The 25315-nt window shown below is 37.5% G+C and carries 22 protein-coding genes and 1 tRNA gene; 8 read left to right on the top strand and 15 right to left on the bottom strand.

Annotated features, from left to right (window positions below):
- Nucleotides 1–4: 4 nt before the first annotated feature.
- On the bottom strand, nt 5–2191 hold the full coding sequence (locus AC6I5C_RS04910; protein ID WP_497904354.1) for a carboxy terminal-processing peptidase: 2187 nt from the start codon (nt 2189–2191) through the stop codon (nt 5–7).
- A 156-nt stretch (nt 2192–2347) separates the two neighbouring features.
- On the opposite strand from AC6I5C_RS04910, the gene surE reads away from it, so the two are divergent.
- From surE to lpxB, 3 genes are read left to right on the top strand one after another with little or no spacing between them, the layout of a single operon-like run.
- Complete coding sequence (gene surE / locus AC6I5C_RS04905) at nt 2348–3124, top strand: 5'/3'-nucleotidase SurE (protein ID WP_053976116.1); 777 nt, start codon at nt 2348–2350, stop codon at nt 3122–3124.
- On the top strand, nt 3117–3401 hold the full coding sequence (locus AC6I5C_RS04900; RefSeq protein WP_053976117.1) for a hypothetical protein: 285 nt from the start codon (nt 3117–3119) through the stop codon (nt 3399–3401). The genes surE and AC6I5C_RS04900 overlap by 8 nt, the downstream gene beginning before the upstream one ends.
- 7 nt (nt 3402–3408) lie before the next feature.
- Nucleotides 3409–4521, top strand: coding sequence for a lipid-A-disaccharide synthase (gene lpxB / locus AC6I5C_RS04895; protein WP_497904193.1), 1113 nt, complete (start codon nt 3409–3411; stop codon nt 4519–4521).
- 151 nt (nt 4522–4672) lie between these two features.
- Here lpxB and AC6I5C_RS04890 read toward each other — a convergent pair whose 3' ends face one another.
- Nucleotides 4673–5386, bottom strand: a complete 714-nt coding sequence (locus AC6I5C_RS04890; protein WP_497904192.1) for a hypothetical protein — start codon at nt 5384–5386, stop codon at nt 4673–4675.
- 69 nt (nt 5387–5455) lie between these two features.
- On the opposite strand from AC6I5C_RS04890, the gene AC6I5C_RS04885 reads away from it, so the two are divergent.
- Complete coding sequence (locus AC6I5C_RS04885) at nt 5456–5956, top strand: C40 family peptidase (protein ID WP_497904191.1); 501 nt, start codon at nt 5456–5458, stop codon at nt 5954–5956.
- 26 nt (nt 5957–5982) lie between these two features.
- On the top strand, nt 5983–8022 hold the full coding sequence (locus AC6I5C_RS04880; RefSeq protein ID WP_497904190.1) for a ComEC/Rec2 family competence protein: 2040 nt from the start codon (nt 5983–5985) through the stop codon (nt 8020–8022).
- A gap of 5 nt (nt 8023–8027) precedes the next feature.
- Here the strand turns inward: AC6I5C_RS04880 and AC6I5C_RS04875 are convergent, their stop codons facing one another.
- The 3 genes from AC6I5C_RS04875 to AC6I5C_RS04865 all read right to left on the bottom strand — a co-directional run bounded on the left by AC6I5C_RS04875 (nt 8028) and on the right by AC6I5C_RS04865 (nt 11995).
- On the bottom strand, nt 8028–8576 hold the full coding sequence (locus AC6I5C_RS04875; RefSeq protein WP_497904189.1) for a thioredoxin family protein: 549 nt from the start codon (nt 8574–8576) through the stop codon (nt 8028–8030).
- A gap of 88 nt (nt 8577–8664) precedes the next feature.
- The gene (locus tag AC6I5C_RS04870; RefSeq protein ID WP_497904188.1) at nt 8665–10422 is read right to left on the bottom strand and encodes a peptide MFS transporter; all 1758 of its coding nucleotides are present in this window, start codon (nt 10420–10422) and stop codon (nt 8665–8667) included.
- Between the two features lie 40 nt (nt 10423–10462).
- A complete protein-coding gene (locus AC6I5C_RS04865; RefSeq protein ID WP_497904187.1) occupies nt 10463–11995 on the bottom strand; it encodes a peptide MFS transporter in 1533 nt (510 codons plus the stop codon).
- Between the two features lie 228 nt (nt 11996–12223).
- On the opposite strand from AC6I5C_RS04865, the gene AC6I5C_RS04860 reads away from it, so the two are divergent.
- Together AC6I5C_RS04860 and AC6I5C_RS04855 are read left to right on the top strand one after the other, a co-directional pair.
- Entirely contained in the window at nt 12224–13540 is a 1317-nt protein-coding gene (locus AC6I5C_RS04860) for a hydroxymethylglutaryl-CoA reductase, degradative (RefSeq protein ID WP_497904186.1), read from the top strand.
- A gap of 2 nt (nt 13541–13542) precedes the next feature.
- Nucleotides 13543–14469 carry a GYDIA family GHMP kinase gene (locus tag AC6I5C_RS04855; RefSeq protein WP_497904185.1) on the top strand — a complete coding sequence of 309 codons (927 nt, stop codon included), beginning with the start codon at nt 13543–13545 and terminating at the stop codon, nt 14467–14469.
- 70 nt (nt 14470–14539) lie between these two features.
- Here AC6I5C_RS04855 and AC6I5C_RS04850 read toward each other — a convergent pair whose 3' ends face one another.
- From AC6I5C_RS04850 to AC6I5C_RS04820, 7 genes are all read right to left on the bottom strand, one after another.
- Nucleotides 14540–16690 carry a SurA N-terminal domain-containing protein gene (locus AC6I5C_RS04850; protein ID WP_076662312.1) on the bottom strand — a complete coding sequence of 717 codons (2151 nt, stop codon included), beginning with the start codon at nt 16688–16690 and terminating at the stop codon, nt 14540–14542.
- 192 nt (nt 16691–16882) lie between these two features.
- Complete coding sequence (locus tag AC6I5C_RS04845) at nt 16883–18172, bottom strand: hemolysin family protein (RefSeq protein ID WP_497904184.1); 1290 nt, start codon at nt 18170–18172, stop codon at nt 16883–16885.
- Between the two features lie 6 nt (nt 18173–18178).
- Nucleotides 18179–18367, bottom strand: coding sequence for a hypothetical protein (locus AC6I5C_RS04840; RefSeq protein ID WP_497904183.1), 189 nt, complete (start codon nt 18365–18367; stop codon nt 18179–18181).
- Between the two features lie 53 nt (nt 18368–18420).
- A complete protein-coding gene (gene lptC / locus AC6I5C_RS04835; protein ID WP_497904182.1) occupies nt 18421–19008 on the bottom strand; it encodes an LPS export ABC transporter periplasmic protein LptC in 588 nt (195 codons plus the stop codon).
- Entirely contained in the window at nt 19009–20391 is a 1383-nt protein-coding gene (locus AC6I5C_RS04830) for a tetratricopeptide repeat protein (RefSeq protein WP_497904181.1), read from the bottom strand.
- Between the two features lie 25 nt (nt 20392–20416).
- Nucleotides 20417–21691 carry a BamG family beta-barrel-assembly machinery protein gene (gene bamG, locus AC6I5C_RS04825; protein ID WP_497904180.1) on the bottom strand — a complete coding sequence of 425 codons (1275 nt, stop codon included), beginning with the start codon at nt 21689–21691 and terminating at the stop codon, nt 20417–20419.
- Nucleotides 21692–22420: a type III pantothenate kinase gene (locus tag AC6I5C_RS04820; protein ID WP_497904179.1), complete on the bottom strand. Its 729-nt coding sequence runs from the start codon at nt 22418–22420 to the stop codon at nt 21692–21694.
- A 186-nt stretch (nt 22421–22606) separates the two neighbouring features.
- On the opposite strand from AC6I5C_RS04820, the gene AC6I5C_RS04815 reads away from it, so the two are divergent.
- Nucleotides 22607–22682 (top strand) — tRNA-Phe (locus AC6I5C_RS04815).
- 76 nt (nt 22683–22758) lie between these two features.
- Here the strand turns inward: AC6I5C_RS04815 and AC6I5C_RS04810 are convergent.
- From AC6I5C_RS04810 to AC6I5C_RS04800, 3 genes are read right to left on the bottom strand one after another with little or no spacing between them, the layout of a single operon-like run.
- Nucleotides 22759–23748 carry an MlaD family protein gene (locus tag AC6I5C_RS04810; RefSeq protein WP_497904178.1) on the bottom strand — a complete coding sequence of 330 codons (990 nt, stop codon included), beginning with the start codon at nt 23746–23748 and terminating at the stop codon, nt 22759–22761.
- Nucleotides 23745–24512 (bottom strand): ABC transporter ATP-binding protein, encoded by a 768-nt coding sequence (locus AC6I5C_RS04805; protein WP_497904177.1) that lies wholly within the window; start codon nt 24510–24512, stop codon nt 23745–23747. Before AC6I5C_RS04805 ends, AC6I5C_RS04810 begins: the two co-directional genes overlap by 4 nt.
- Nucleotides 24509–25291, bottom strand: a complete 783-nt coding sequence (locus AC6I5C_RS04800) for an MlaE family ABC transporter permease (RefSeq protein WP_076662319.1) — start codon at nt 25289–25291, stop codon at nt 24509–24511. The genes AC6I5C_RS04805 and AC6I5C_RS04800 overlap by 4 nt, the downstream gene beginning before the upstream one ends.
- Nucleotides 25292–25315: the final 24 nt, after the last annotated feature.

Raw genomic sequence — 25315 nt, 5'->3', positions numbered from 1 at the left:
TATATTAATCTTTTACCGTCGCAACTTTGGTTTTAACATCGTATGTCATTTTCAAGTCATTCAAGACATGAATTGCCTCTTCAATATATACATCCTGACTTAAATTTTCATGCCAACGCTCTCTTTTCTCTTTTAATACAGTATCCTTAGCCATAAGCTCCTGCTCATAAGGAAGGGAATTAAAGGTAAGATCTGTTTTGTAATCCGAAATCTTTTCAAAACGCTTCGCCTCTTCTTCGTTAAGTTTCAATTCCGCTTTGTACTTATCGTAGTTAAGCGAGTACACTTCCTGATCTCTAATTTTCTTTACCCATTGCGCGTTGGCATCAATCAACTTTAATTGCTCATTATTAGCCATACGCTCTTTACTTTGTTTGATGGTTACATCATAATCGTAGTAATTCTTCCAAACATCATAATCAACCGCATCAATCTTATCCCAAGCCAACGGGTTTTCTTGATCTTTCTCTCCTATGTTGATATAGCTATATCTGTCCGGCACAACCACATCACTTTTAACACCTTCCAATTGCGTAGAACCTCCATTGATTCTGTAGAATTTTTGGGTGGTGAATTTCAAGGCTCCCATATCGCCACTTGAACTGTTTCTCACCATACGGTTTAGGTCCAATACATTTTGAACAGTACCTTTACCATAAGTTTGCTTACTCCCAATAATGATGGCACGTTTGTAATCTTGCATTGCCGCTGCTAAAATCTCGGAAGCAGACGCTGAAAGCTCATTTACCAATACAACCAAAGGACCATCCCAAACAATAGATTTATCTCTATCATTAAGCACTTCTTTCTCTTCCCCTGCAGTTTTCACTTGCACAACTGGACCATCCTTAATGAACAATCCAACCATATCTACCACAGTCTGTAGAGAACCTCCTCCATTATTTCTTAAATCCAACACAAGTCCTTGTGCACCGGCATCTTTCAATCTAATCACTTCTTTTTTAATATCAGAAGCTGCGTTTCTTTTATTGTAGTCTTCAAAATCAACATAAAACTTCGGCAAATTGATTACCCCAAAAGTTTTCCCGTCCTTTTCAACGGTAGAAGACTTCGCATAGGTTTCTTCAATTTCCACCACATCACGAGTTATGGTGATATCTTCAACGGTACCATCAACTTTTTTAAGCGTAAGGGTTACTTTGGTTCCTTTAGGGCCTTTTATAAATTTAATCGCATCGTCTAAACGCATCCCCACAATACTAAGCGCATCCTTCTCACCTTCCTGTCTCACCTTCATGATTTGGTCACCCACTTCTAACTTGTCTTGTCTCCAAGCAGGTCCGCCACTAATGATTTCATTTACGATGATGGCATCCATTTTCTTTTGCAATCTAGCTCCAATACCTTCAAAATTTCCAGACATGGCTACGTCAAAACGGTCCTTTTCCTCTGGCGCAAAATAAAACGTATGTGGATCAAATTCCTCAACAATAGCGTTAATATAAACAGAGAACCAATCCTCACGTTGTCTATCATTGATAAACTCATGAAGTTCATCTAAAGAGCTAAGCGTTGCCTCTCTAGCCTCTTGCTCCATTTGAGCTTTGGTTTTGATTTCCTTTTTCTCAGCCGAAACATCTTTGTCATTTTCAGATTCTCCTGAGAAATCTGTTTCCCATTCTTTTTGAACTGCTCCACCTTCCTGTTCTGTAACCAAATTGTCATAGTTGGCAATAGTTGAGAATTTCAACAATTTTCTCCAACGTTCTTTCATTTCCTTTTTGGAAGTCACATACGGCATGGAATCGTAATCTGTAGAAATTTCCTCATCAACAGAAAAATCAAAAGGCTGCGCCAATACTTCTTTGTAAATGTCTTCAGATTCTTTGATACGCTGCAATAAACGCTCATGTGTCAAGTTGAAAAAAGACACATCATACACCTTGATTTGATCATCCAATTTATCCTTGTAAAGCATAAATTCTTTGATGTCCGATTCGTAAAAATAACGCTTGAAAGGATCTAGTTGCTTCAGATAATCTTCAAAGACCTTTTCTGAAAATTCATCGTTAATATCTTTAGGTTGAAAATGTCCATTTTCCAACACGTAACTAATCAACTGTACTAGCAATCTATCTTTATTCGGGTCGTCAAAAGTCTTGGTTGTAAAGCTACAAGACGCAAAGGCCAAGAGCAAAACCAACAGTAAAAGCTTATAATTCCTTCTCATGATTCTATAAAATTGCATACTTTATTTTTCACTAAAGTAAAAGAAAAAACTATGCCATAGAAACCGAACGCTACTAATTTTTTGTTAAACCAGAATTTACGGGAGTTTCCAGATGATTTTATGTAATTTAGTATTTTGAAAAAAAGTAAACCTTTCATGACAAAAAAACCGCTCATTTTAGTTACTAACGACGATGGCATTACCGCCCCAGGAATACGAACTTTAATCAGTATTATGAATGAAATTGGCGAAGTAGTTGTGGTAGCCCCAGACAGCCCGCAAAGCGGCATGGGACACGCCATTACTGTGAATTCGACCATTTTTGTTGAAAAAGTGGTAGTTGATAATGGTCCCCAAGCGGAATACAGCTGTTCAGGAACTCCAGCCGATTGCGTAAAACTGGCCAACCGCCAGATTTTAAAGCGCAAACCAGACCTTTGTGTATCGGGCATCAACCACGGCTCCAATTCATCCATAAATGTGATTTATTCAGGAACTATGAGCGCTGCCATTGAAGCTGGCGTGGAGGGAATTCCCGCTATTGGGTTTTCGTTATTGGACTATAATTGGAATGCCAATTTTGAAGGCACCAAACGTTATATAAAAACCATTGTTGAGAATGTTTTAAAAGAAAAACTCCCTAAAGACGTGGTTCTCAATGTCAACCTCCCAAATTTACCAGAAAAGGAGATCAAGGGCATAAAGGTTTGTAGACAAGCTAGAGCCAATTGGGTGGAAGAATTTGACAAACGTCACAGTCCACAGGGAAGAGAATACTATTGGTTAACGGGCAAATTTGTAAATTTGGACCATGGTGAAGACACGGATGAATGGGCCTTAGAACATGGTTATGTTTCGGTAGTCCCCGTTCAGTTTGATTTAACGGCACACCATTGTATTCAAAATTTAAACACATGGAATTTTAATGATTAAAAAAGAAGTTATTATTGGTCTTGTAACTGGATTTGCGGCCAATTTTTTAGGACTGTTATTGGCAGTCTACATTTTTGGAAACGGAGAAGGCTTTTCAACCACAATCAACCAAGCCATGGCTGAAGGTTTTTTTAGTAAATTAGTGAGTATAGGTGCTATCTTAAACTTAGTTGCCTTTTTTATTTTCATCAAAAAGAAACAAGATTACAGAGCAAGAGGTGTGCTACTTGCCACCATACTTGTCGCTGTATTTACATTTTTATTAAAATTTTGGTAATTCTAGGATGAAATACTACATCATTGCAGGGGAAGCCTCGGGAGATCTTCATGGATCCAACCTTATGAAAGCATTGTCTCAATTGGATGTCAATGCCGAATTCAGGTTTTGGGGAGGGGATTTAATGCAGCAAGTGAGCGATAATTTAGTGAAGCACTACAAAGACTTGGCCTTTATGGGTTTTGCCGAAGTAGTGATGAATTTGCGCACCATTGCCAACAACCTGTCCTTTTGCAAAAAAGATATTGAAGCCTACCAGCCAGATACCATCATTTTTATTGACTACCCTGGATTCAACATGCGCATTGCTAAATGGGCAAAAGATAAAGGGATTAGAACCCAATACTACATTTCGCCTCAAATTTGGGCCTGGAAAGAAAATAGAATCCATGCCATAAAACGTGATGTGGACAACATGTATGTCATCCTCCCTTTTGAAAAGGATTTTTACAAAAAACATGAATACAAAGTTGAATTTGTAGGCCACCCCCTAATTGACGCCATCAATGATCGCACACAGGTGGACGAGTATATTTTTAGGGCAGAACACGGACTTACAGATAAGCCTATAATAGCCTTACTACCGGGAAGCAGAAAACAGGAAATCAAAAAAATGCTTTCGGTTATGCTTAGTGTGGTTGATGATTTTCCAGAGTACCAATTTGTAATTGCTGGCGCACCCAGCCAAGAACGTAGCTTTTATCAAGGTTTCATCAAAAAGGCCAATGTTGCCTTTGTGAGCAACGAAACCTACGATTTGCTTAGTGTGTCCTATGCCGCATTGGTAACTTCAGGTACTGCCACTTTGGAAACAGCACTATTTAAAGTTCCAGAAGTGGTGTGCTACAAAGGAAGTTGGCTTTCCTACCAAATAGGGAAACGTTTGGTAAAGCACATCAAATACATCTCTTTAGTTAACTTGATCATGGACAAGGAAGTGGTCACCGAGCTTATCCAAAACGATTTTAGTTCTACCCGATTAAAAAATGAACTGAACAGTATCCTTGATGATTATGAGCGCGTAAAATTCTTCTTGGATTATTACGATCTAGAGAAAAAATTGGGAGGAAAAGGAGCAAGTCAAAATACTGCAGAATTAATTTTTAAGGATATAACTTAAAAAAATGTTGTTTCAGAAAAAGGAGTTGACATCTCGAATAATTAACTCCTATGGTATTGGTATTATGGTTTAAAGAAAGGAAAGGGAAACTAACTTTAGGATCTGAATAAGATCTTCCTAAAGAAAAGCCAAACAATACGTGTTACATGACTTAGCCACTGTTTTTTACTTTTTCTTTTCGTTTATACAGATCATTAAGAGTTAAGTAGTGAATTGCAATTACAAACTTAATCTTGATATCGTTAATGCCCAATTTATCATAATTCATCATTATTCCGGCAATTAATGAAGGAGGAGGACTACCCCATATTTCAACTGATTCGTAATAATTTTTGATGAATTTTGAGCTTTTACTTTCTTCTTTTAGAAAGTCCATGAATTTACCCTCCGAATTGAAGTAAACGACTTTTAATGTATCATTTGGATATTCACGTGTCCATTTTTTACCCAATACCCAAATTTCATGAAATGTAGAGTCTTCAAATTTTTCATAAACTTCTCGTTGGTGTTCAAACGAAATGGGAAAATATATTGCCACCGAATCCGCAGACCTTCTAACCGTTTTGAAAAAAGTTTCATAACAATCATCTAACTCTCTTTGCGATTCACAGATTGATTGATTAAAAAAGTCATACAATAATTGCAAATCTTGAATTTCGCCCTTTGAAAAAGTTTTTTTTATTGTAGGAATGTCGGAAAGATTATCTTGCCTAACCGAACAATTTGTTAATCCGATAAGGAATCCGATAAAGAGTAAATATTTCATTTTAAAAGGTGACTTACAACTAAAGTCATCTTTCCCTTCAACTGTTAGAGGACGATTGTTAACACTTGGATTTCCGAGGACATTTAAGGCAAATCTCATTAGATTTATTTTTGAATTCAGATAAATTTACAAGAATTTAATACTTTTAAAAAAATTAAAAGTCCCTGAATGAAAAAAATTGCCCTTTTATTAATTCTCCTTATAAGTTTCAGTAGTTGTAAATCTTCCAAACGCGCTAAAACCAGCGCTCCAAAAACAACCAAAACCACAAAAACTACCGACTCAAGAACTGCCGATAAAATTGTGAAATACGCCATGCAGTTTGACGGCGTAAGATACAAATATGGAGGAACTACAAAAAAGGGAATGGACTGCTCTGGCTTGGTAACTACTGTTTTTCAAAGTGAGAATATTCAATTGCCAAGAACTACAGGTTCTATGGCCACAACTGGGGATTGGATTGATCTAAAAGAAGTTCAAAAAGGAGATTTACTTTTTTTTGCCACAAGTAAAAACAGTCGAAAAGTCAACCATGTTGCTTTGGTTACTGAAGCAAGGGGAGACTACGTAGAATTCATCCATGCCAGCACCAGTAAAGGGGTTATCATTTCAAATTTAGCCGAACGTTATTGGTATTATGCATTTGTTCAAGCTCGTAGAGTCTTATAATTTGTTAAAATTTGGTAACTTTCAGTATGAAGTTGCTAAATTTTACAATTATTAAGCTTACAGTTTGTCTTATTTTGGGCATTGTAACTTCCTATTTCCTCCATATTCCTTTTCTTATCGCTACTTGCACTACTTTTTTGGGACTTCTTCTACTTTTCATACTCTATCGAATTTCCAAATCCAAATTTCAACAGAACATATGGTTTGGCGCAACCGTACTTTTAACGACTTTCTTATTAGGTTCTTTTACCTACCATCTTCATGACCAAAAGAATTTCAAAAGGCATTATTCCCATCACTTAAAAAATAAAGAAACAAAATCGTCCTTGTTAACTCTCAGGGTTAGAGAACAACTAAAAACTGGGATGTATCATGACAAATATGTTGTAGACCTTATTAAAATTGATTCCATTCCAGTTCAAGGAAAAGCCTTATTGAATGTTGAGATTGATTCTCTTTCCTCAACTTTCAAAGTTGATGATATTATTGTAACGCAATCAATTTTAAAAGACATCATCCCTCCTTTAAACCCAAATCAATTTGACTATAAGGCGTATTTAGAGAAACAATACATTTATCATCAGTTATTTACAAACAACCAAGAGATTTTCACCCTAAATTCAAAATCATATACCTTACTTGGATATGCCGCAAGCATCAGGGAGCTCATCTTAAGCAAATTAAGAAACATCCATCTTGAAAAGGATGATTTCGCCATGCTAAGTACTCTTTTGTTGGGGCAACGACAAAACATAGACCCGATAACTTATGAGCAATTCAGCAATGCGGGAGTAATTCATATTTTGGCAATTTCGGGTTTACATATAGGAATCATACTTTTGATACTAAATTTTGTTTTAAAACCCCTTGATTACCTGCCCCAGGGACGCTTCTATAAAACCATTCTTATTTTGATCTTGCTTTGGAGCTTTGCAATCATCACAGGACTCTCTGCTTCCGTAACCCGGGCCGTGACAATGTTTAGTGTTCTAGCTATAGGTATGAACCTTAAACGCCCAAGCAATATCTACAATAGTATTGCCGTTTCTGTGTTCATTCTACTACTCTTTAAACCTCTTTTCCTTTTTGATGTTGGTTTTCAGCTAAGTTATTTAGCCGTACTAGCTATTGTCTCAATACAACCTCTGCTTTCCAAGGTTTATAAACCAAAAACTAAACTTGACAAATTGCTCTGGAATGTAATTACTGTAACCATAGCCGCCCAATTTGGAGTCCTACCTTTAAGCATCTACTACTTCCATCAATTCCCCTTACTCTTCTTTGTATCAAATTTGCTTGTAATCCCTATTTTAGGACTCGTCCTAGGCCTAGGACTCCTATTAATCCTAATATCACTTTTAAACACCTCATACAGCCTTTTTACGGAAGCATTCCATTATTTGATAACTTACATGCAATCCGTAATTGCTTGGACGGCTGATAAAGAAGATTTAATCATCAGGAACATTCCCTTAAGTGCTTTTATGGTTCTTGCTTTTTACTTATTAATCATATCAACAGTCAGACTTTGCGGAAAGAGAAGTTTACGGCGTCTTTCATGGCTAATGGCATCTGTAATCTTATTACAAATAACATTCATCTATAACAAACACAAATCAAATAAGGACGCATTTATAATCTTTCATAAAAGTAGAAGCAGTATTCTAGGTTTACATAAAATCAACCAACTTAACATACACCATAACTTATCCCCGACAAATATTTCACAAGAAAAACTATTGCAAAACTATGCGGTTGAAAATTTCGTTTCCAAAATTGAAGAAGCTTCCATTAAAGACCTATACATGATCAACGACAAGCCTTTGTTGGTAGTTGATAGTTTGGGAACCTACAATGTACCCCATTTCCGGCCTCATTATATCCTTTTAAGAAATTCACCAAAGATTAACCTTAAGCGATTGATTGATTCCATTCATCCCAAATACATCATTGCAGATGGGAGCAATTACAAATCGTACATTGAAACTTGGGAAGCGACCTGCCAAAAAGAAAAGCTCCCTTTTCACCATACAGGCAAAAAGGGAGCTTTTATAATCACAGACTAAATATTTTATCCTTTAAATTCCGGTGTAAAAGCATTGTAATAAGCATTGAAATCCTCTTGAGAATTCATATTTACATGGTCATTGTTATGAAACAATTTTAAGTACAACTCCAATTGTTGCGGTTTCTGATATCCTCTTATTGGAGCCAAAATTTTCCCTTCTTCATCAAAGAATACTACAGTTGGGTAGGCACTCACTTGAAGGTATAACGTTAACTCATGTACACCATTCCTACGATTTGTCAGAGCAGGGTCATAATTCTTATTGGAAAATGTTTTACCATCATAAGTAACAGTTTCATTTCCCTCCGCATTAAATTTAACAGCGTAATAATTTTCATTCACATACTTAACCACATCAGAATTATGAAAGGTGTTTTTATCCAACATTTTACATGGACCACACCAATTGGTATACACATCCATCATAATCTTTTTGGGCTTCTTTTTTTGTAATTGAAGTGCTTCATCCAAGCTAATCCAATTAATTTCCTGGGCAATGCTACTTACAGAAGTCAACAGAGCCAATAGTACAATATATCCAAGTTTTTTCATAAATCCTTTGTTGTATTAATTCGTTGTAACTTACAAAAAATGCTCCTCGTAAGGAGCATTTTACAGGTAATTTAACTTTTTTTATCGATTATCGCACACCGTGCATTAGCTTTTTAACCACCGGATAAAGCAACGCAGACAACACCCCTAACCCTATGGCTATTACAGTCAAAATCCAAAAGAAATAACTCAAACCTTCGCTTTGGGCAATGCTTTCTGAAGCCTCTCCAAACAATCCTGCTGTTTTCATACCAATGGCTACCGCTAAGTACCAAATTCCAAACATCATGGCAATCATTCTTCCAGGCACCAATTTACTCACATAAGAAAGTGCTACAGGCGAAATACAAAGTTCTCCCATAGTATGGAATAGATACACCAAAATTAACCATACCATACTTACTGATGCCGTTTTGGCACCCGCTGGAATTGATGAAGCGCCTATCGCCACACATGCCATCCCAATTCCTAATAGAATCATCCCTATGGCATATTTCATATTTGCATTTGGATTGTATTTACTTTCCCACCATTTTGAGAACAATGGCGCAAGCGTGATGATAAACAAAGAGTTTAACACACCAAACCATGATGCAGGAACTTCTGCAACATCTTTTATGAATTCCGTGTAAAGCATCCAGATGGCAATTCCCCAAATAATTACAAAACTCGTTCCTAAAATAATATTTGAAATTGCGTATTTGGCAAATGTCTTTTTGAATAACATTGCCAATACCCATGTAATGATTCCCAAAGGAACAATGGTCATCAAAGAGTTCACTACTTTATATGTTGAAGCTGCTCCACCCTCTAAAACTCTTTGGGTATAATCTCTTGCGAAAATGGTCAATGAACTTGGTGATTGCTCAAAAATAGCCCAAAAGAAAATGGTGATAAAGGCAAAAAACATAACCGCCAACATACGATCCCTTGTAATTCTGTCATATTTTGGAATACGAATGATCAACAGTAAAATAAATAGCAACAGCGCTATTAAAATAATTACCGTTGGCCCTGACAAACCAAATAGTGTAAAGTCAAATAAATTATATTCCCCTCCGGAAATTTTTGTAACTGGGTCATTTAATATCCATGACAATCCTAAAACGGCTGCCACCCCAATTAAAACCAATTGAAAACTTGTAAAAGGATTTAATTTTGGTTCACCTTCCGCAAGCTCAGTATTTTTCCCATCTTCTTTAGAGGTCTTAATCGGCTTCAAACCTATACTTCCAAAAATATTCTGAGCCATCCAAAACTGAAGCAACCCAAATAACATAAAAACACCGGCCAATCCAAATCCCCAGCTCCATCCAACTTTTTCACCTAGATAACCGCAAAGTAAAATTCCCAAGAAAGCCCCTGCATTTACCCCCATATAGAAGATAGTATAAGCGCCATCCTTCTTTTCTGGTTTCCCTGCATACATTTCAGAAATTATCGAGGTCATGTTTGGCTTAAAGAAACCACTACCAAATACCAACAAGGTCAATCCTGTGTAGATGAAGAAAGGTGTTTCAATAGCCATCGACGCATGCCCAAGGGTCATTAACAATGCTCCAACCAAAACAGCCCAACGGAATCCAATGATTTTATCCGCAAAATAACCTCCCAATAAAGTTGATAAATAAACTAATGAGGTATAAGTTCCAAAGATGGCAAAAGCGTGTTCTCTAGGCCATCCCCAACCGCCATCCATTAATGACGCAGTGAAGAACATTACCAATAAAGCCCGCATTCCATAATAGGAAAAACGCTCCCACATTTCAGTAAAAAACAGTACAAACAATCCTGCCGGGTGCCCTAGCACCTTATCCTTAAAAAGGTTTTCAATATCCGTATTCATATGTAAATTTAGCTTAGTATAGTTCAGTATCGCAAGAAGACTAGGCTTCGTCGCTGTGCATCATTCTTTCATTATCCTCCGCTCCGTGAGTCAAACGCTTTAAAGGTTTTAAGATGAGGATAAACAAAGATCCTATAATGATAGTGAACACTAAAATCCCCAAAAAGACTGTATACTCTCCAAGATCACTGGCAGATTCTCCAACAATTCCCGCTACTTTACTACCCAATCCTGTGGCAGCAAAGTAAACCCCCATCATTAAAGACGCATATTTTATAGGCGTTAATTTTGTAATAAAAGACAAGGCCACCGGAGATAAACATAACTCACCGATCGTATGGAATAGATATGCCATTACTAACCAATACATTTTTGAGCTCCCTGTTTGTTCATACTGCATTGCTGCGAACACCATAAATAGAAATCCTAAGCCCATAATGATAATCCCCAAAGCCATTTTAAACAGTGAAGAAGCTTCTTTTCCTTTCAATTTACGCTTCGCCCATATAGAAGCTACAATAGTTGCAAAAACAATGATAAACCCAGCATTTAAACTTTGGAACATGATTGTTGGAATTTCCATACCAAACAACATACGATCAGTCTTAGTATCAGTATATAAGTTCATCAAACCTCCTGCTTGTTCAAAGGCTCCCCAAAACACAATTACCATGATAAAAGAAAGCAACAATACCAAGAAACGGTCTTTATAAACTTGAGAATCCAAATCTTTATAAATCATCATCAACAATGCTGTGATAGCCGTAAGGAATACAAACAATAATCCATATCCCCAACCTAAGGCATACCATCCATAAAGAGAAACCAATAACAGAACCAAAGTAATCACCAATTGCTTAGGCGAACTTCCCAATTTTCCGTACAATTCACCATATGAAACTTCGTCATCTCCTCCAGTACTTGGCTCATGGTTTCCTACTTGAGATAGGTACTTTTGCCCATATAAATAATTCAACAATCCTAATAACATTACTATTCCGGCCAATCCGAAACCTGCATGCCATCCATAGAACTTCACAACAATTCCCACAATAAGGGTTGCCAATAAAGACCCTAAGTTAATCCCAATATAGAAAATACTGAATCCTTTATCTCTACGGATATCCCCTTCTTTATAAAGTCCTCCAACCATTGTGGATATATTCGGTTTTAACAAACCAACCCCGAGAATCACCAACCCGAGACCTGTATAAAAGGCCCATGTATCGGTAAGTACCAAAACGCCATGTCCTAAACACAGAATAATGGCACCCCATAAAACGGCTTTCTTTTGACCTATCAATTTATCAGCAATCATCCCCCCTGGAATCGACATGACATATACCAACATAGTGTACCAACCATACAAAGCCAAAGCCTCTTGACTAGTCCAACCTAAACCAGCACCTCTTGGATCGTCTCCCAAAGCGGAGGCGGTCATATACAATACCAATATGGCTCTCATCCCATAATATGAAAAACGTTCCCACATTTCTGTAAGGAACAATATGTAAAGGCCTATTGGCTGTCCAAAAAGTTCTTTTTGGTGCGGTTTTAAAGTTGTGCTCGACATAATTTTAGTGTTAATTAGAAACTATTAGTTAATTCTCTGATTTTAAACAAGAAACAACACCTGCATTAGGGAGTTAGGTGTTGGCCCCTAAATTTTTGACAAAATATTGCCAAGTTTACTAAAAATAAAGCAAAAAGCCATCAGTATTAACAGATAAATCAGTATTGCGGTCCGTTGTCTGAATATTAACGCTTATAATAGTATCTTTGCGTGTTAAAACATGACCTGATGAGTAAAACGATTTCCGGTTTTTCCAAACTGTCCAAATCCAAAAAAATCGATTGGCTTGTAGAAACCTACTTTTCAAATAAAGAAGCTGCCAAAACAGTTTTAAAGCAATATTGGAACTCCAATGACAAGCTACAACAACTGCATGACGAGTTTATTGAAAATACCATTTCCAACTATTACCTGCCTTTGGGTGTCGCCCCTAATTTTATCATCAATGGGAAAACCTATACCATCCCAATGGCCATTGAAGAGAGTTCTGTTGTGGCAGCAGCAAGTAAAGCGGCTAAGTTTTGGGCAACCCGAGGAGGTTTTAAAACCGAAGTTATTTCTACTACAAAAATAGGTCAGGTACATTTCAATTTTTCTGGTGAATTGGAGACGCTTCAAAAATATTTTGAATGGGTGAAACCAAAACTTATAGAAGCCACAAAACCTATTACCAAAAACATGGAAACCCGTGGCGGAGGTATTCTTGATATTGAGTTACGAGACAAAAGTGACACTTTGGAAGGTTATTTTCAATTACATGCCACTTTTGAAACCTTGGACGCAATGGGCGCCAATTTCATCAATTCCTGCTTGGAACAATTTGCCAAGACCTTTGTTTCGGAGATTGCCGATTACGAGGTTATTGCCAATACCGATTTGGACATCCAAATAATCATGAGCATTCTTTCCAATTATGTTCCAGATTGCTTGGTAAGAGCCGAAGTAAGCTGTAAGGTGGAAGACCTTCAGGAAGATCCATCCATCCCAGCGGAGGAGTTCGCTCAAAAATTTATACAAGCCGTTAAAATAGCTGAAATAGAACCATTCAGGGCCGTTACCCACAACAAAGGCATTATGAACGGTATCGATGCTGTGGTATTGGCGACAGGAAATGATTTTAGAGCTGTGGAAGCCTGTGTTCACGCCTATGCCTCAAGAAACGGACAATACGCTAGCCTTACCCACGCCAATATTGAAGACGGCATTTTTAAATTTTGGATAGAAATTCCGTTGGCCTTAGGAACTGTTGGTGGCCTTACAAGTTTACATCCTTTAGTAAAATTAGCCTTGGAACTGTTACACAAACCATCAGCTAAAGAGTTGATGCAAATTGTGGCCGTTGCTGGTTTAGCACAGAACTTTGCGGCCTTACGATCACTAACCACCACAGGTATTCAAGAAGGGCATATGAAAATGCACTTGATGAATATTTTAAATCAGTTTGAGGCAAGCAATGAAGAAAAAGCGCACTTGGTAGAACATTTTAAAACCAACGTGGTTACCCATAGCGCTGTAGTAGAAGCCTTAAATAATTTGAGACAATAAACGTGGATTCGTTCAAGTATTACAGTCACGGCAAATTATTGCTAACAGGAGAATATGTGGTTTTAGATGGCGCATTGTCTTTGGCAATTCCAACTAAGTTTGGGCAAGGTTTAATCGTAAAACCAATTGAAGAGTCAATACTCAATTGGAAAAGTCTGGATCATGAAGGAAAGCTGTGGTTTGAAGGCTCCTTCAAATTTGAAAAAAATCAAATAGAATCTATTCAACATACCAATCAAAATGTTAATGAGCGCTTAATACAGATTTTAGATTCTGCTAAAAAATTAAATCCAGAGTTCCTCTATAACTCAAATGGTTTTAAAATAACCGCCGCATTAGAGTTCCCAAACAATTGGGGACTTGGCTCCTCTTCTACCTTAATTAACAATATTTCAAACTGGGCAAAAGTAGATCCCTACCCCCTTTTGGAAGCTACTTTTGGAGGCAGTGGTTATGACATCGCCTGTGCTAGTCATGACACTCCTATTTTATATCAATTGTCTAAAAACAATCCAACAGAAAGAACGGTAAGCCCCGTAACTTTTAATCCTGCATTTAGCTCGCATTTATACTTTGTTCACTTGAACCAAAAGCAAAACAGCAGAGAAGGTATTGCGCATTATAAAGCCCACAGAGAAGAGAATTCTTCGGCCATTTCTGAGATTAGCGATATTACTGAAGGATTTTTAGAATGTGATAATTTAATTGATTTCGAAACGCTTCTCGAGACTCATGAAAGTATTATCTCCAAGCTTACCAAACAACCAACAGTAAAAGACCGTTTATTTCACAATTTTAACGGGGCTGTTAAGAGCTTGGGAGCATGGGGAGGGGATTTCGTCATGCTTACTTCAGAAGAGGATCCCAGACCTTATTTAAGCTCTAATGGCTTTGCAACCGTCTTACCATTCTCCGAAATGATTCTTTAAAAAACATTATAAATAAAAAAAAGCTCCACTTTTCAGTGGAGCTTTTTTTATACCTAAGAGACTATTTCAATTAATAGAAATTAGCTCTGTTATCTTCGATGTCTGCAGCATCTTTCAGCGCATTGTAGGCTTTAGCTTGAACTGCATTCACTCTTGTAGTTGTCAATCTGTTTGCAATTGGCTGGTAGTTATCCAAACCTGCAGCTGGCGTTACTTTAGTAACTTCAACCATATACACACCTTTGTTACCGTCGATCAATTTAGAAGTTTCTCCTTCTTTCAATCCAAAGGCTACACCAATTACTTTTGGCTCCAAACCAGCACCAGACAAAGTTGGGTTTTTCATATTTACCGCAGAAGCTGTACGCGTACTTACACTTTGCTCTTTCGCTACATCGGCAACAGTAGATGCAGAAATCTTCTCACGAATCATCTTCGCTTTCTTCTCATTTCTAATTTCAGCAATTGCAGTAGCAGAAGCATTCTCAGGAGACATTAAGCCTTCTGGAGTTACTTTTACCAATTCTACAACAGCATAACCTCCACCAGGAATAGAAAAACGCTTGTAATCTCCAACTTTAGTTTCAGCATCAAATGCCCAACGCACCATTGATCTTTGGCTTCCCAAACCTGGGATATTTTCATCCAATACTTTTAAGCTAACTGGCTTTACAGTATAGTTATTCTCTTTTGCTACCGCTTGGAAATCTCCTTTTTGGATAGCTACTTCAAATTTAGAAGCCGAGTTGAATACGTCATCAATAGTTTCTTCTGAAGGCTCGATTTTTTGAGCAATAGTAGCCACCTTAACCGCTCTAGATTTGTTCTTTTGATCTAAGATTTCGATGATGTGGTATCCAAAAGACGTTTTTACAACGTCGATGTCACCAATATTGTTCTCGAAAGAATATGCTTTGAATTCTGGAGCGAAAGATTGGTTGTAACCAAACTCGATAACTCCTTCTTTTTCGTTACTTACTTTATCTGAAGACAATTCCAACAAATCAACAAATTTGCTTTGCTTAGTCTTGATCAAGTTCAAGATGCTATCAGCAGTAGCCTCAGCTTCTTCTTCTGTATCTGTGATAGAAGGATCCACTCTTGTAGCTCCAATAAAAGGCACCAAGATGTGTCTAACTTTTACTGAGTCTGGCATTTGCTTTTCAGCAACTACTTTGCTCAACTTAAAGAATCCGTTGTCTTTGTAAGGACCGTAAAAACTTCCAACAGGCAAGTTGTAGATGCTATCCGCAGCTACCGTTGGCAACGCCGATTTAAACACAAAGTTGTCGTTGTATTTAATATCAGAATTTGCGTTTACAAAATCCTCGATATTTTTAGTGTTCTTGAATCCGTATACAGTTTCATTGGCTTTAGTTACTTTGTTGAATTCCTCATGGTCATCCAACAACTTCACCAAATTAGCTTTGATAGCTTCCTCGTCTTGTACGGAAGCTACTTCTTCAAACTCTACAAAGGCAATATCTCTGCTCTCTTCAACTTCGTACTTACCTTTGTTCTCACTGATGTATTTAGAAATATCAGCTTTGGTTACTTCAACCAAACTATCAGAGATAGTAGTATAAGGAATGCTAACGTATTTTAAATCTACAGTTTCGTTTTCCAACAAATAATCTGTTTCAGCTTCAGCCAAAGTACTTGCCACACCAGCTTTGATCATGTTGAAATAAACTTGCTCCTTAGCTCGCTCTGCAATAGCAGCTTCGTTGTTTACCCACTCGTTATAGTTAATTTGGAAGTTTCCAAGAGGGGCACGGTTAGGAGTATTATTTTGAATAGCCTTTAAGTTTGCAATGAATTCGTTCAACTTATTTTCGTCAAACATCCCAGCCTCATTGCTGAATTCTGGATAAGACGAAAAGTTTTGCTTCAACAAATCTCTCATTTGGTCCTTCTCAACAGACAATCCCAACTCTTCAAACTGTCCTTCCAACACAGCTTTTCTCACTTCCTGCTCATACACTCTGTTCATAGTTTGTGTAGATGAAGCACCTGGACCTTGCATTCTTTGTGCATTTTCCACTTTTTGCATGAACTCTACCCTATCGATATCGGTTCCGTTTACGGTTGCTACCACATCTTGGGCACTAGCCGCAGATCCATTTCTAAAAAGGTCTGATAAAACGAAAGAAAATAATGCTAATGCAATGATTAGAATTAAAAAGAGTGAACGTTGTCTAATTTTACTTAAAACTGCCATTTTATTGTATACGTTAAAAAATATAAGTTCGCGAAAATAACGTTTTATATGAAATAATAAAAGATATATTAGGTTTTATTGTAGATTTTAAATATAGAGGCAATACCCAATAAAACCTACCGAAAAACAGAAGATAATACCTTACAGACAGGTTTTTATTTGAAGCAAAAAGGAATAGTAGATTTTTAGAAACTATTCTTCCTCCAGAACTTTTAAAGAGACCACGTCAATTTTGGTTGAAGAGACTTCCAAAATAGTAAACAGATAGTTTTCAATCATGACCTGATCATTCAATTGCGGAATCTCCTCCGTTTCATCCACAATCAAACCGCCCAAAGTTTCGTAGTTCTCACCTTCTGGAAGATCCAGTTTATAGGCTTCGTTAATATAGTCAACCTCCAAACGTGCAGAGAATTTATAATTTCTGTCATCAATTTTTTCCTCTATCAAGGCAATAGTATCATGTTCGTCCTCAATTTCGCCAAAGAGCTCCTCTACAATATCCTCAACAGTCATAATCCCTGCAGTTCCACCGTATTCATCAATTACCACAGCAATACTCTTACGTTTTTTAGTGAGAATGTTCAACACATCCTTTACCAACATGGTTTCCGGCACAAACTCCACCGGAAGAATAATGGATTTTATGGAAGTTGGCTTTTTGAACAATTCAAAGGAATGCACATAACCCAACACATCATCAATAGAATCTTTATAAACCAAAATTTTGGAAAGCCCAGAGGCCGTAAACAGGCCACTAATATTTTTGATGGTATCATGCACTTCAACAGCGATAATTTCGGTTCTTGGCACCATTACTTCTCTCGCCTTTACTTCGGAAAACTCCAAAGCCTTTTGGAAAATCTGGATTTCACTGTCCACTTCATCATGCTCTTCCACCGATTCCATTTGTTCACTGATGTAATTCCCTAATTCCACTTTAGTCATGGCCAAACGTACATCATCGCCATCAGTTTTAAAAAAACGACGCAAAACACTGTCTGAAATCCACATTACAAAAGAGGAAATAAACCAAAACAACAAATAGAATAGATAGGCTGGAAAAGCGAAAATCTTTAAAAAGGAATTTGCGTAAATCTGAAAAAACACCTTTGGCAAAAACTCAGCCGTTATCAAGATCACCAAGGTAGAAATCACCGTTTGGGAGAGCAAACTTAAATCGGAGAGTAGATAGTTTATAAAACCATAATTGGTCGGTAAAATGGATTGGAACCACTCCATCAACACATCCCCCATTACAAAACCGTATATAACCAGAGCTATATTGTTACCAATAAGCATGGTTGCAATATACTTGGAAGGCTTTTCGGTCAGACGCTTTAATATTTTGGCCAGGAAGTCGCCTTGCTTCTTCTCAATTTCAATATGGATTTTGTTAGCCGATACATAGGCTATTTCCATTCCAGAGAAAAACGCCGAAAGCAATAAAGAAACTACAATGATGACTCCGTTAATGTCCATTGGGCATTACTTGTTTCTGTCTTCAAACTTCCTTCTGAAACGGCTTCTGAAGAAAAACATAAAAACCGCCAAAGCTGCCAATAGCAAAGAGGTATAGGCTCCATTACGGTTGGTGTCCCATTTTGAAATCCCATCATAGGTAAACAATACTGCAAACACAATATAAGCGTATTGAAAAATCTTCATTAATTTCATGAATCTTGGTGTTAATTACCTCACAAAGATAGCTAATTATTTAAGTGTAGGATTTAGTTTGAAGGGGATTCTTCGGTATCATCTAGATACAATACGCCACTCATTTCGGTAATTTCGAAGTTTTCGAAATTGGAATCGGAATCCAGACCTTGCCCTTTGGTAAGTTCGGAGCCTGAACGAAGGGTAAACTCACCATTGGTAAACAACCATTCATTTTTTTGATCGTAGTACAATTGGTCTGCATAAAGCGTATCCTTGGAGTAGGTAGATATCACCACATTCCCCTGCAGGTCTATAAGGTCTGTGTCATTATACACAATGGCATAATCTGATACGATAACATTTTTATGGAAATCGTCATCAAAGACCGTAAGATGAATACCGGCAGGAAACTCCGTAAAGGAAAACTTTCGGTTTGAAAAGTCCAACATTTTTGGACTCACCAAATTGGCTTTCATTTTTGCGGTATCACTCAATTTTTCGGTGTACTTTAAATTGATATGCTCCGCTTCGCCAATAGGTTTGTTTTGGGAAATCCCAATTTTTTGGACTTCCTTTAAATTGTTTTGACACGAAAAAAACAAGGTCACAGCAATTGCTGTGACCAGTTTTATGTTAGTATATAAATGTTTCTGTTTCATTTACAAACTTGGCACCACTACGCTACCATTGATCCAACAACCAATTTTAATAGTTTGTCCAGCGTTACCTTTAGTAAAGATATCTCCTTTTGTAGGCGCATTACCTTCGTAGCTAGCAGCTGTTTGGTTAGCCACACTAGTTAAAGTAGCATCAACTTTCCCTGCTTTTCTAGCTTCTTGAGCTGCATACCAGAATACGGCTCTTTTGTCAAAACTATCAGCACCACAATCATTAGCGCTAGCTGCATACATTGCCGCAATGTTCAAGTGAGGTCTTCCGTTTGAAGGGTTCAACTTCAAAGACTCTCTATAGTAGTTTCTAGCTTCGCTATAACGACCTTTTTTCTTTAAGATCCCTCCAATTCTCTCAGCCAATCTTCCTTTCTTGTACTTATCAGTTTCCAAATCGAAAGCTTGCTTTAAGTAGTTTACAGCTTCGCTATCTTTATTTTGCTTAAACAAAATAGTTGCTACGAAATATTTAGTATCTGCAGATGGTGCTGTAGCATCATAAGCTTTGACTAATTCAATGTAAAGAGGATCATCTGTACATTCTTTATTGTACATTCTACTTACCGCTCTCTTCAACCAAACGGCATCATTCTTATACGTTTCGAAATCCTTTTTGTACAATGGAATTAAGTTTTCACAATTTGCTAATTGCCCCAATTTACTATCGATACTACCACCAATTTTCTCATAGTTTTCAAGGTAGCTAGTATAGGATTTCTTATACTTTTGCTCCTTAGAAGTCAATGCTTGCCCAGCTTCTTCTTTTTCTACTAAAACATTTAGTTTCTCTGTATAGTTTTCTACTTCAGAACCTATTTTATCAGACACATCATCATACTTATCAAAAACAGATTGAAGTGGCAACTTCCCTTCATTATACAAATCTACAGCAGTAGAAAAATAGAGGTACAATCCTTTTGGATGGTTAAAGTTTGCCAAGTCTTCTTTGTATGCTCTATCAAACATATCATAGATTTCTTGGTTTCTAACACCCAATTCCTTTTTGTTATCGTACATTAACAAGCCTTTATCGTTAAGCACCTCTCCTAAAGTGTACTTAGCAGGAAAATTAGCAAGACCTTCATCCAACAACTTCATTTCATCCTTCACATAAGCCGCTTTATCTGCTCCTGAAGAATTCTTGATTTTATGGTCTAGAATTTTCTCACCATACCCGTAAATAGCATAATTAAACTTAGGGCATTTGTTACGCACCTTCATCCATGGCTCATATGCCTCATCGTATTTTTTGCTCTTTACATAGTCTGAAAAGATCATTAGGTTAGTCATGCACTCTTCGTCTTGTTGAGCAAACCCGATGTTAACGCTCAAAAACAGGGCAACTAATACTAAAGTTATTCTCGCTTTCATTGTTTAATTATTAATTACTGTAAATTTAGTTATATTTTAATTTCTGGAACCATCTGTCGTTTAAAGACAAACTGATTAGGATATTGGCGAAATTTTCCTGTACCAAATTTAGGTTTTTCGTTCCTCTTTTTCCGAACTCCAACCCAAGGTTTACATTGGAAAACACACCTCCCACAGGAAACCCTGCTCCAAAAGATATGCCAAACTCCTTAATATCCTCATCACTTATTTTCAAACCGGTGTGCTCAAAGTGCATTCCAGCCCTATAGGTAATTCGTTTCCAGTATTTTGAAAAAGAATCGTACTCAGGAATAAAAAATCCTCCAAATGAGAAATTTGATCCGTCTACAAAGTTAGTATTATTACTGTCCATAAATGGATTTGAGAACGCACTTATATTTTGGGTGGTATATTCCGCCCCAACAAACCATCTTCTTGGTTGCCCAATTCCTGCTCCAAAAGACAGACGTGACGGCATCGTCAAATCGGTTTCATCCAATCCCTGCGATTCCAAATCGGCCTCAAGACTTGTTCCATCTCCAGTTAATATCGTTCTGGTATTTTTCGAAGTCAAGCTCCCTTCTGGCGCATAGGTTAAAGAGGTTACCAATTCAAACTTTTCCTTAATCATGGTTTTATAGGTCACTCCAAAATTCACCGTAAACCCACTTAAATTGGAACGGTTTCTCTCTAAAGTAGGATATTGGATATAATCTCCTTCATCAAAGAAATACTCCTGAACGTTATTTCTAACATTTCCAAAGTTATAACTTAAATCAACACCAACACTCAATTTTGGCGTCACAGCATATCCCAGACCAAGATAAGTTCTATTTAAACCACCTTCTCCTGTATATTTATTGGTGATATTCCCCTCTTCATCTTTAGACTGAATTTTATAACCCACCGATGTATAAGGCAACAAACCAAAGCCAAAACCAAATTTCCCCATTGGGATAGACATGGCCAAATAGTCAAAAGTGGTTGCAGAAGATCTATCGCTTCCACTATCACTTTGCAAATTCAAACTTTGTTGGCTTCCGGCAAGGGCAAATTTCACTGGACGGCTTTCCTCTTTAAATGACTTTAGGTTTGGGGTAGCGTAACTTGCAGGGTTTCTTAAATTAACATGGATACTATCGGTATAAATACTCAAGCCTCCCATACTTCTGTTTTCCACAGTTCCTTTGAACTTTAAACTTCCAATTCCAAAAAACGAATAGGGTGAAACTGTACCTTGTTGTGCATGTAACTGCAATGCAAAAGAAGCTATAAAAACTACTACAAGTTTTTTTATCATTTAGTACAAATTATATTCTAATATAAAGTTTAAACCTTCTAAAAGAAAATTAGAGTTGGCAAATATGCCATTTTTTAATTGTTTTGACAAGAAATCTGAGTCGCCACCTGTTAAAATAACTGTTAAATCTCTATATTCCTGACGATAATCATCAACTACTCCATTAATTTCTTTTAAAACACCGCCAACAACACCCGAATGTATGGAAGTAATGGTAGAATCTCCAATTAGCCCCCTAGGCATCTCTGTTTCAAGTAACGGCAAATTGGCCGTTAAATTGTTCAACGACTTGTAGCGCATTCGGATTCCTGGAGAAATAGCACCTCCTTTATAGGTGCTTTCAGTATCAGTAAAATCGTAGGTGATACAAGTGCCCGCATCGATGACCAAGACATTTTGCTGAGGAAAATTTTTAACAGCCGCGCTCACTAGGGCCACACGGTCTACCCCTAAAGTATGCGGCGTACTGTAGGCATTTACAAAAGGAAGCTTCGTATCGGCATCTAAAACCAATACTGGCAATTTGGACTGAATCAATTTTAGCATGCCGTTGTCCAAATCGCCTACCGAAGAAAGAATGCATTTCTGGATGCTTTCATAATTTTCAAAAAGACCTTGAAATTCGGTTTCAAAATGAGCAAGGTCAAAACTGCACTTAAAAATGATCTCCTCCTGCTGGAAAATGGCAAACTTTACAAAGGTGTTGCCAACATCGACAATTAAATTCATAGCCTAAAAAAGGGTAAAATTACAAAACAAGTATGTAACAGATTAAAAAGGCAAAAAAAATTTCATTCCTAAACCTTTAGAATTTAAGCTCTAAAAGCGACAAGAATAAAAGAATTAAATTTTTTCTAAAATTATCTTTGCGAATATCAAAATTGCCCTTATATTTGCATCCGCAATTAAGCGACTGGTGCCTTAGCTCAGTTGGTAGAGCAAAGGACTGAAAATCCTTGTGTCCCTGGTTCGATTCCTGGAGGCACCACCAACAAAAACCCGAACAACTTTGTTCGGGTTTTTTGGTTTTTAATGGTTTTATATTGAAAAGAGCTCAAAAACGCTATTCAATTTTTATTGGCTGCTTTCTCCTCCTCCTCCCTTTCCAATTTCTTAAAATAGCCCCTAAACAATATATTGTGCCTTAAAGCTTCCATGTTTTCATTAAACTTATCAGTCCCTTGTTTGATGTTATCAGCTGAGGCCTTTAAATCCTGCACCAGGATAGTGTCGTTTAAAATATAATTAAGGGTTCCCTCACTAGATTGAATATCCAAAACCATTTTATTGATATTACCAACAACACTTTCCATATCCACACTCAAACTTTCCATATTTTGCACTACGGTTTTTAACCTTTCTCCCGAAATAGTATCGTTCAGCAATACTCCCAATACCGATTCATCATTAGTTTTCAGAGTTTCCACCAAGCCATTTAATTTGTTCACGGTAGCAGACGCCCCTTTACTGGCTAGATTTAAATTGGCTATGGTTTGCTTTAATTCTTTAGCCATAATGGTATCATTCAGCAAGACCCCAATGGTCCCCTCTCCATCCACAATTCTATTGGTAATCTTTAACAGATCCGAAGTGAGGATTGCTGCATTTTCATTGGTCGTACTTAAGGTATTCAAAATATCATCGGCACTTATTTTACTATAAGACTCTAAAACATCGCCATTATCAACCACAGGAGCACTTCCCTTTCCCGGAACGATGTTCACCACCATATTTCCTACAAGGCCATCGGCCCCAATGGTTGCAATGGCATTTTTCCTGATGTGGCCTATAATTTTTTCATCCAAAGCCATATCTACACGTATCATAGAGTCATTGATCATATAGACTTTTTTCACGGTACCAATATCCAAACCGGAATAACGCACATTATTTCCATTCTTTAAACCATTAACATTTCTGAATTGTGCACTTATGGTAAATGTTTTTTTGAACAGTTCCTGACGTTGCCCGATAAGATAGACCGCCGCCACAAATAAAACAGACCCTATGACTACAAGAAGCCCTAATTGTATTTTCTTTGAATCCATCGTTTTCATACTTCTTCTTTAAAAAATGCCTTCACTTTTGGGTCTTTGGAACTGGACAACTCAGCAAAAGTCCCAACTGCATAATCCACGCCATCTATCAACAAGACCATCCTATCCGCAATCACCCGGGCACAGTCCACATCATGGGTAATAATTAGCGAGGACGTATTGTACTGCGTCTGCACTTCTTGCATCAAGATAACAATTTCCTTGGCCGTAATTGGATCTAACCCACTGGTGGGCTCATCATAAATAATGATTTTTGGCTGCATGATTAGCGTCCTTGCTAACGCAATACGCCGTTTCATCCCTCCCGATAATTCGGAAGGCATCAACTCGATAGCCTTTGCCAAACCAACATTTTCCAAGGCTTCTATCACCAACTTCTCTTGATTCTCCGCCCCTCCAAACTTCTTGGTATGCCAACGCATGGGAAACTTAAGATTCTCCCGCACTGTCATAGAATCGTAAAGAGCACTGCCCTGAAACAAGAAGCCAATTTCCCGTCTTAAAATATCTAATGATTCATGGTCCAACTTTGTAATATCGTTGTGCATCACCGAAATAAAACCACTGTCGGCCTCCATCAAACCCACCAAACATTTTATCATCACAGATTTCCCAGAACCCGACTTCCCCATAATAACTAGATTTTCCCCTTGATAAAGCTGCATGTTAAACCCGTTCAGCACGTGGTTATCACCAAAGCTCTTGTGAAGATCTCTCACCTCTAGGACCACTCTAGACTCTTCTATGTGATTCTGTTCCATCATAAATCATAGAAAATATCAGTCACCAAAACCGCTACAAAGTCGATAATAAATAACATTAAAGAGGTCACGACCACCGCCGAATTGGCTGCCATCCCAACACCCTCAGTTCCTTTATTACAGAAATACCCCTTATAACACCCAACAAGCCCAATGGCCAAACCAAAAAAAAAGGTTTTAATGGTTGCTGGAAAAATATCACTGAACTCCAGAGCATCAAACACCTGATTGAAATACAACATAAATGATACATTCCCTTTAACGTTCTCCACCAAATAAGAACCAAATAGCGCAACAGCATCTCCAACAATCACCAAAATAGGCAGCATTAAGGTGGCAGCCAGTACACGGGTAACCACTAAATATTTAAAAGGATTGGCTCCCGAAACTTCCATGGCATCAATCTGTTCTGTAACCCGCATAGAGCCCAACTCTGCTCCTATTCCAGAGCCTATTCTTCCTGCACATACCAAAGCCGTAATTATGGGGCCAATTTCCCTTACAATGGAAATCCCCACCATAGAAGGCATCCAGGACACTGCGCCAAACTCCATTAAGGTGGGACGTGTTTGCAATGTCAAAACCAAACCAATAATAAAGCCTGTAATAACCACCAACAGCAAGGAACGATTTCCAATATTGTAACATTGCCGCAATAGCTCTTTAAACTCAAAAGGCTTTTTAAATAACTCCTTAAAAAACCTAGAAGTAAAATAAGTCATATCCCCAACCTCCATCAGAAAGTCTTTCACATGCAAACTTATATTACTGGATTTAACCATATTACCCCACAAATATCTATTAAA

The organism is Mangrovimonas sp. sgz306409 (assembly GCF_059735265.1).
This window is presented reverse-complemented; position numbering and strand designations above follow the sequence as displayed.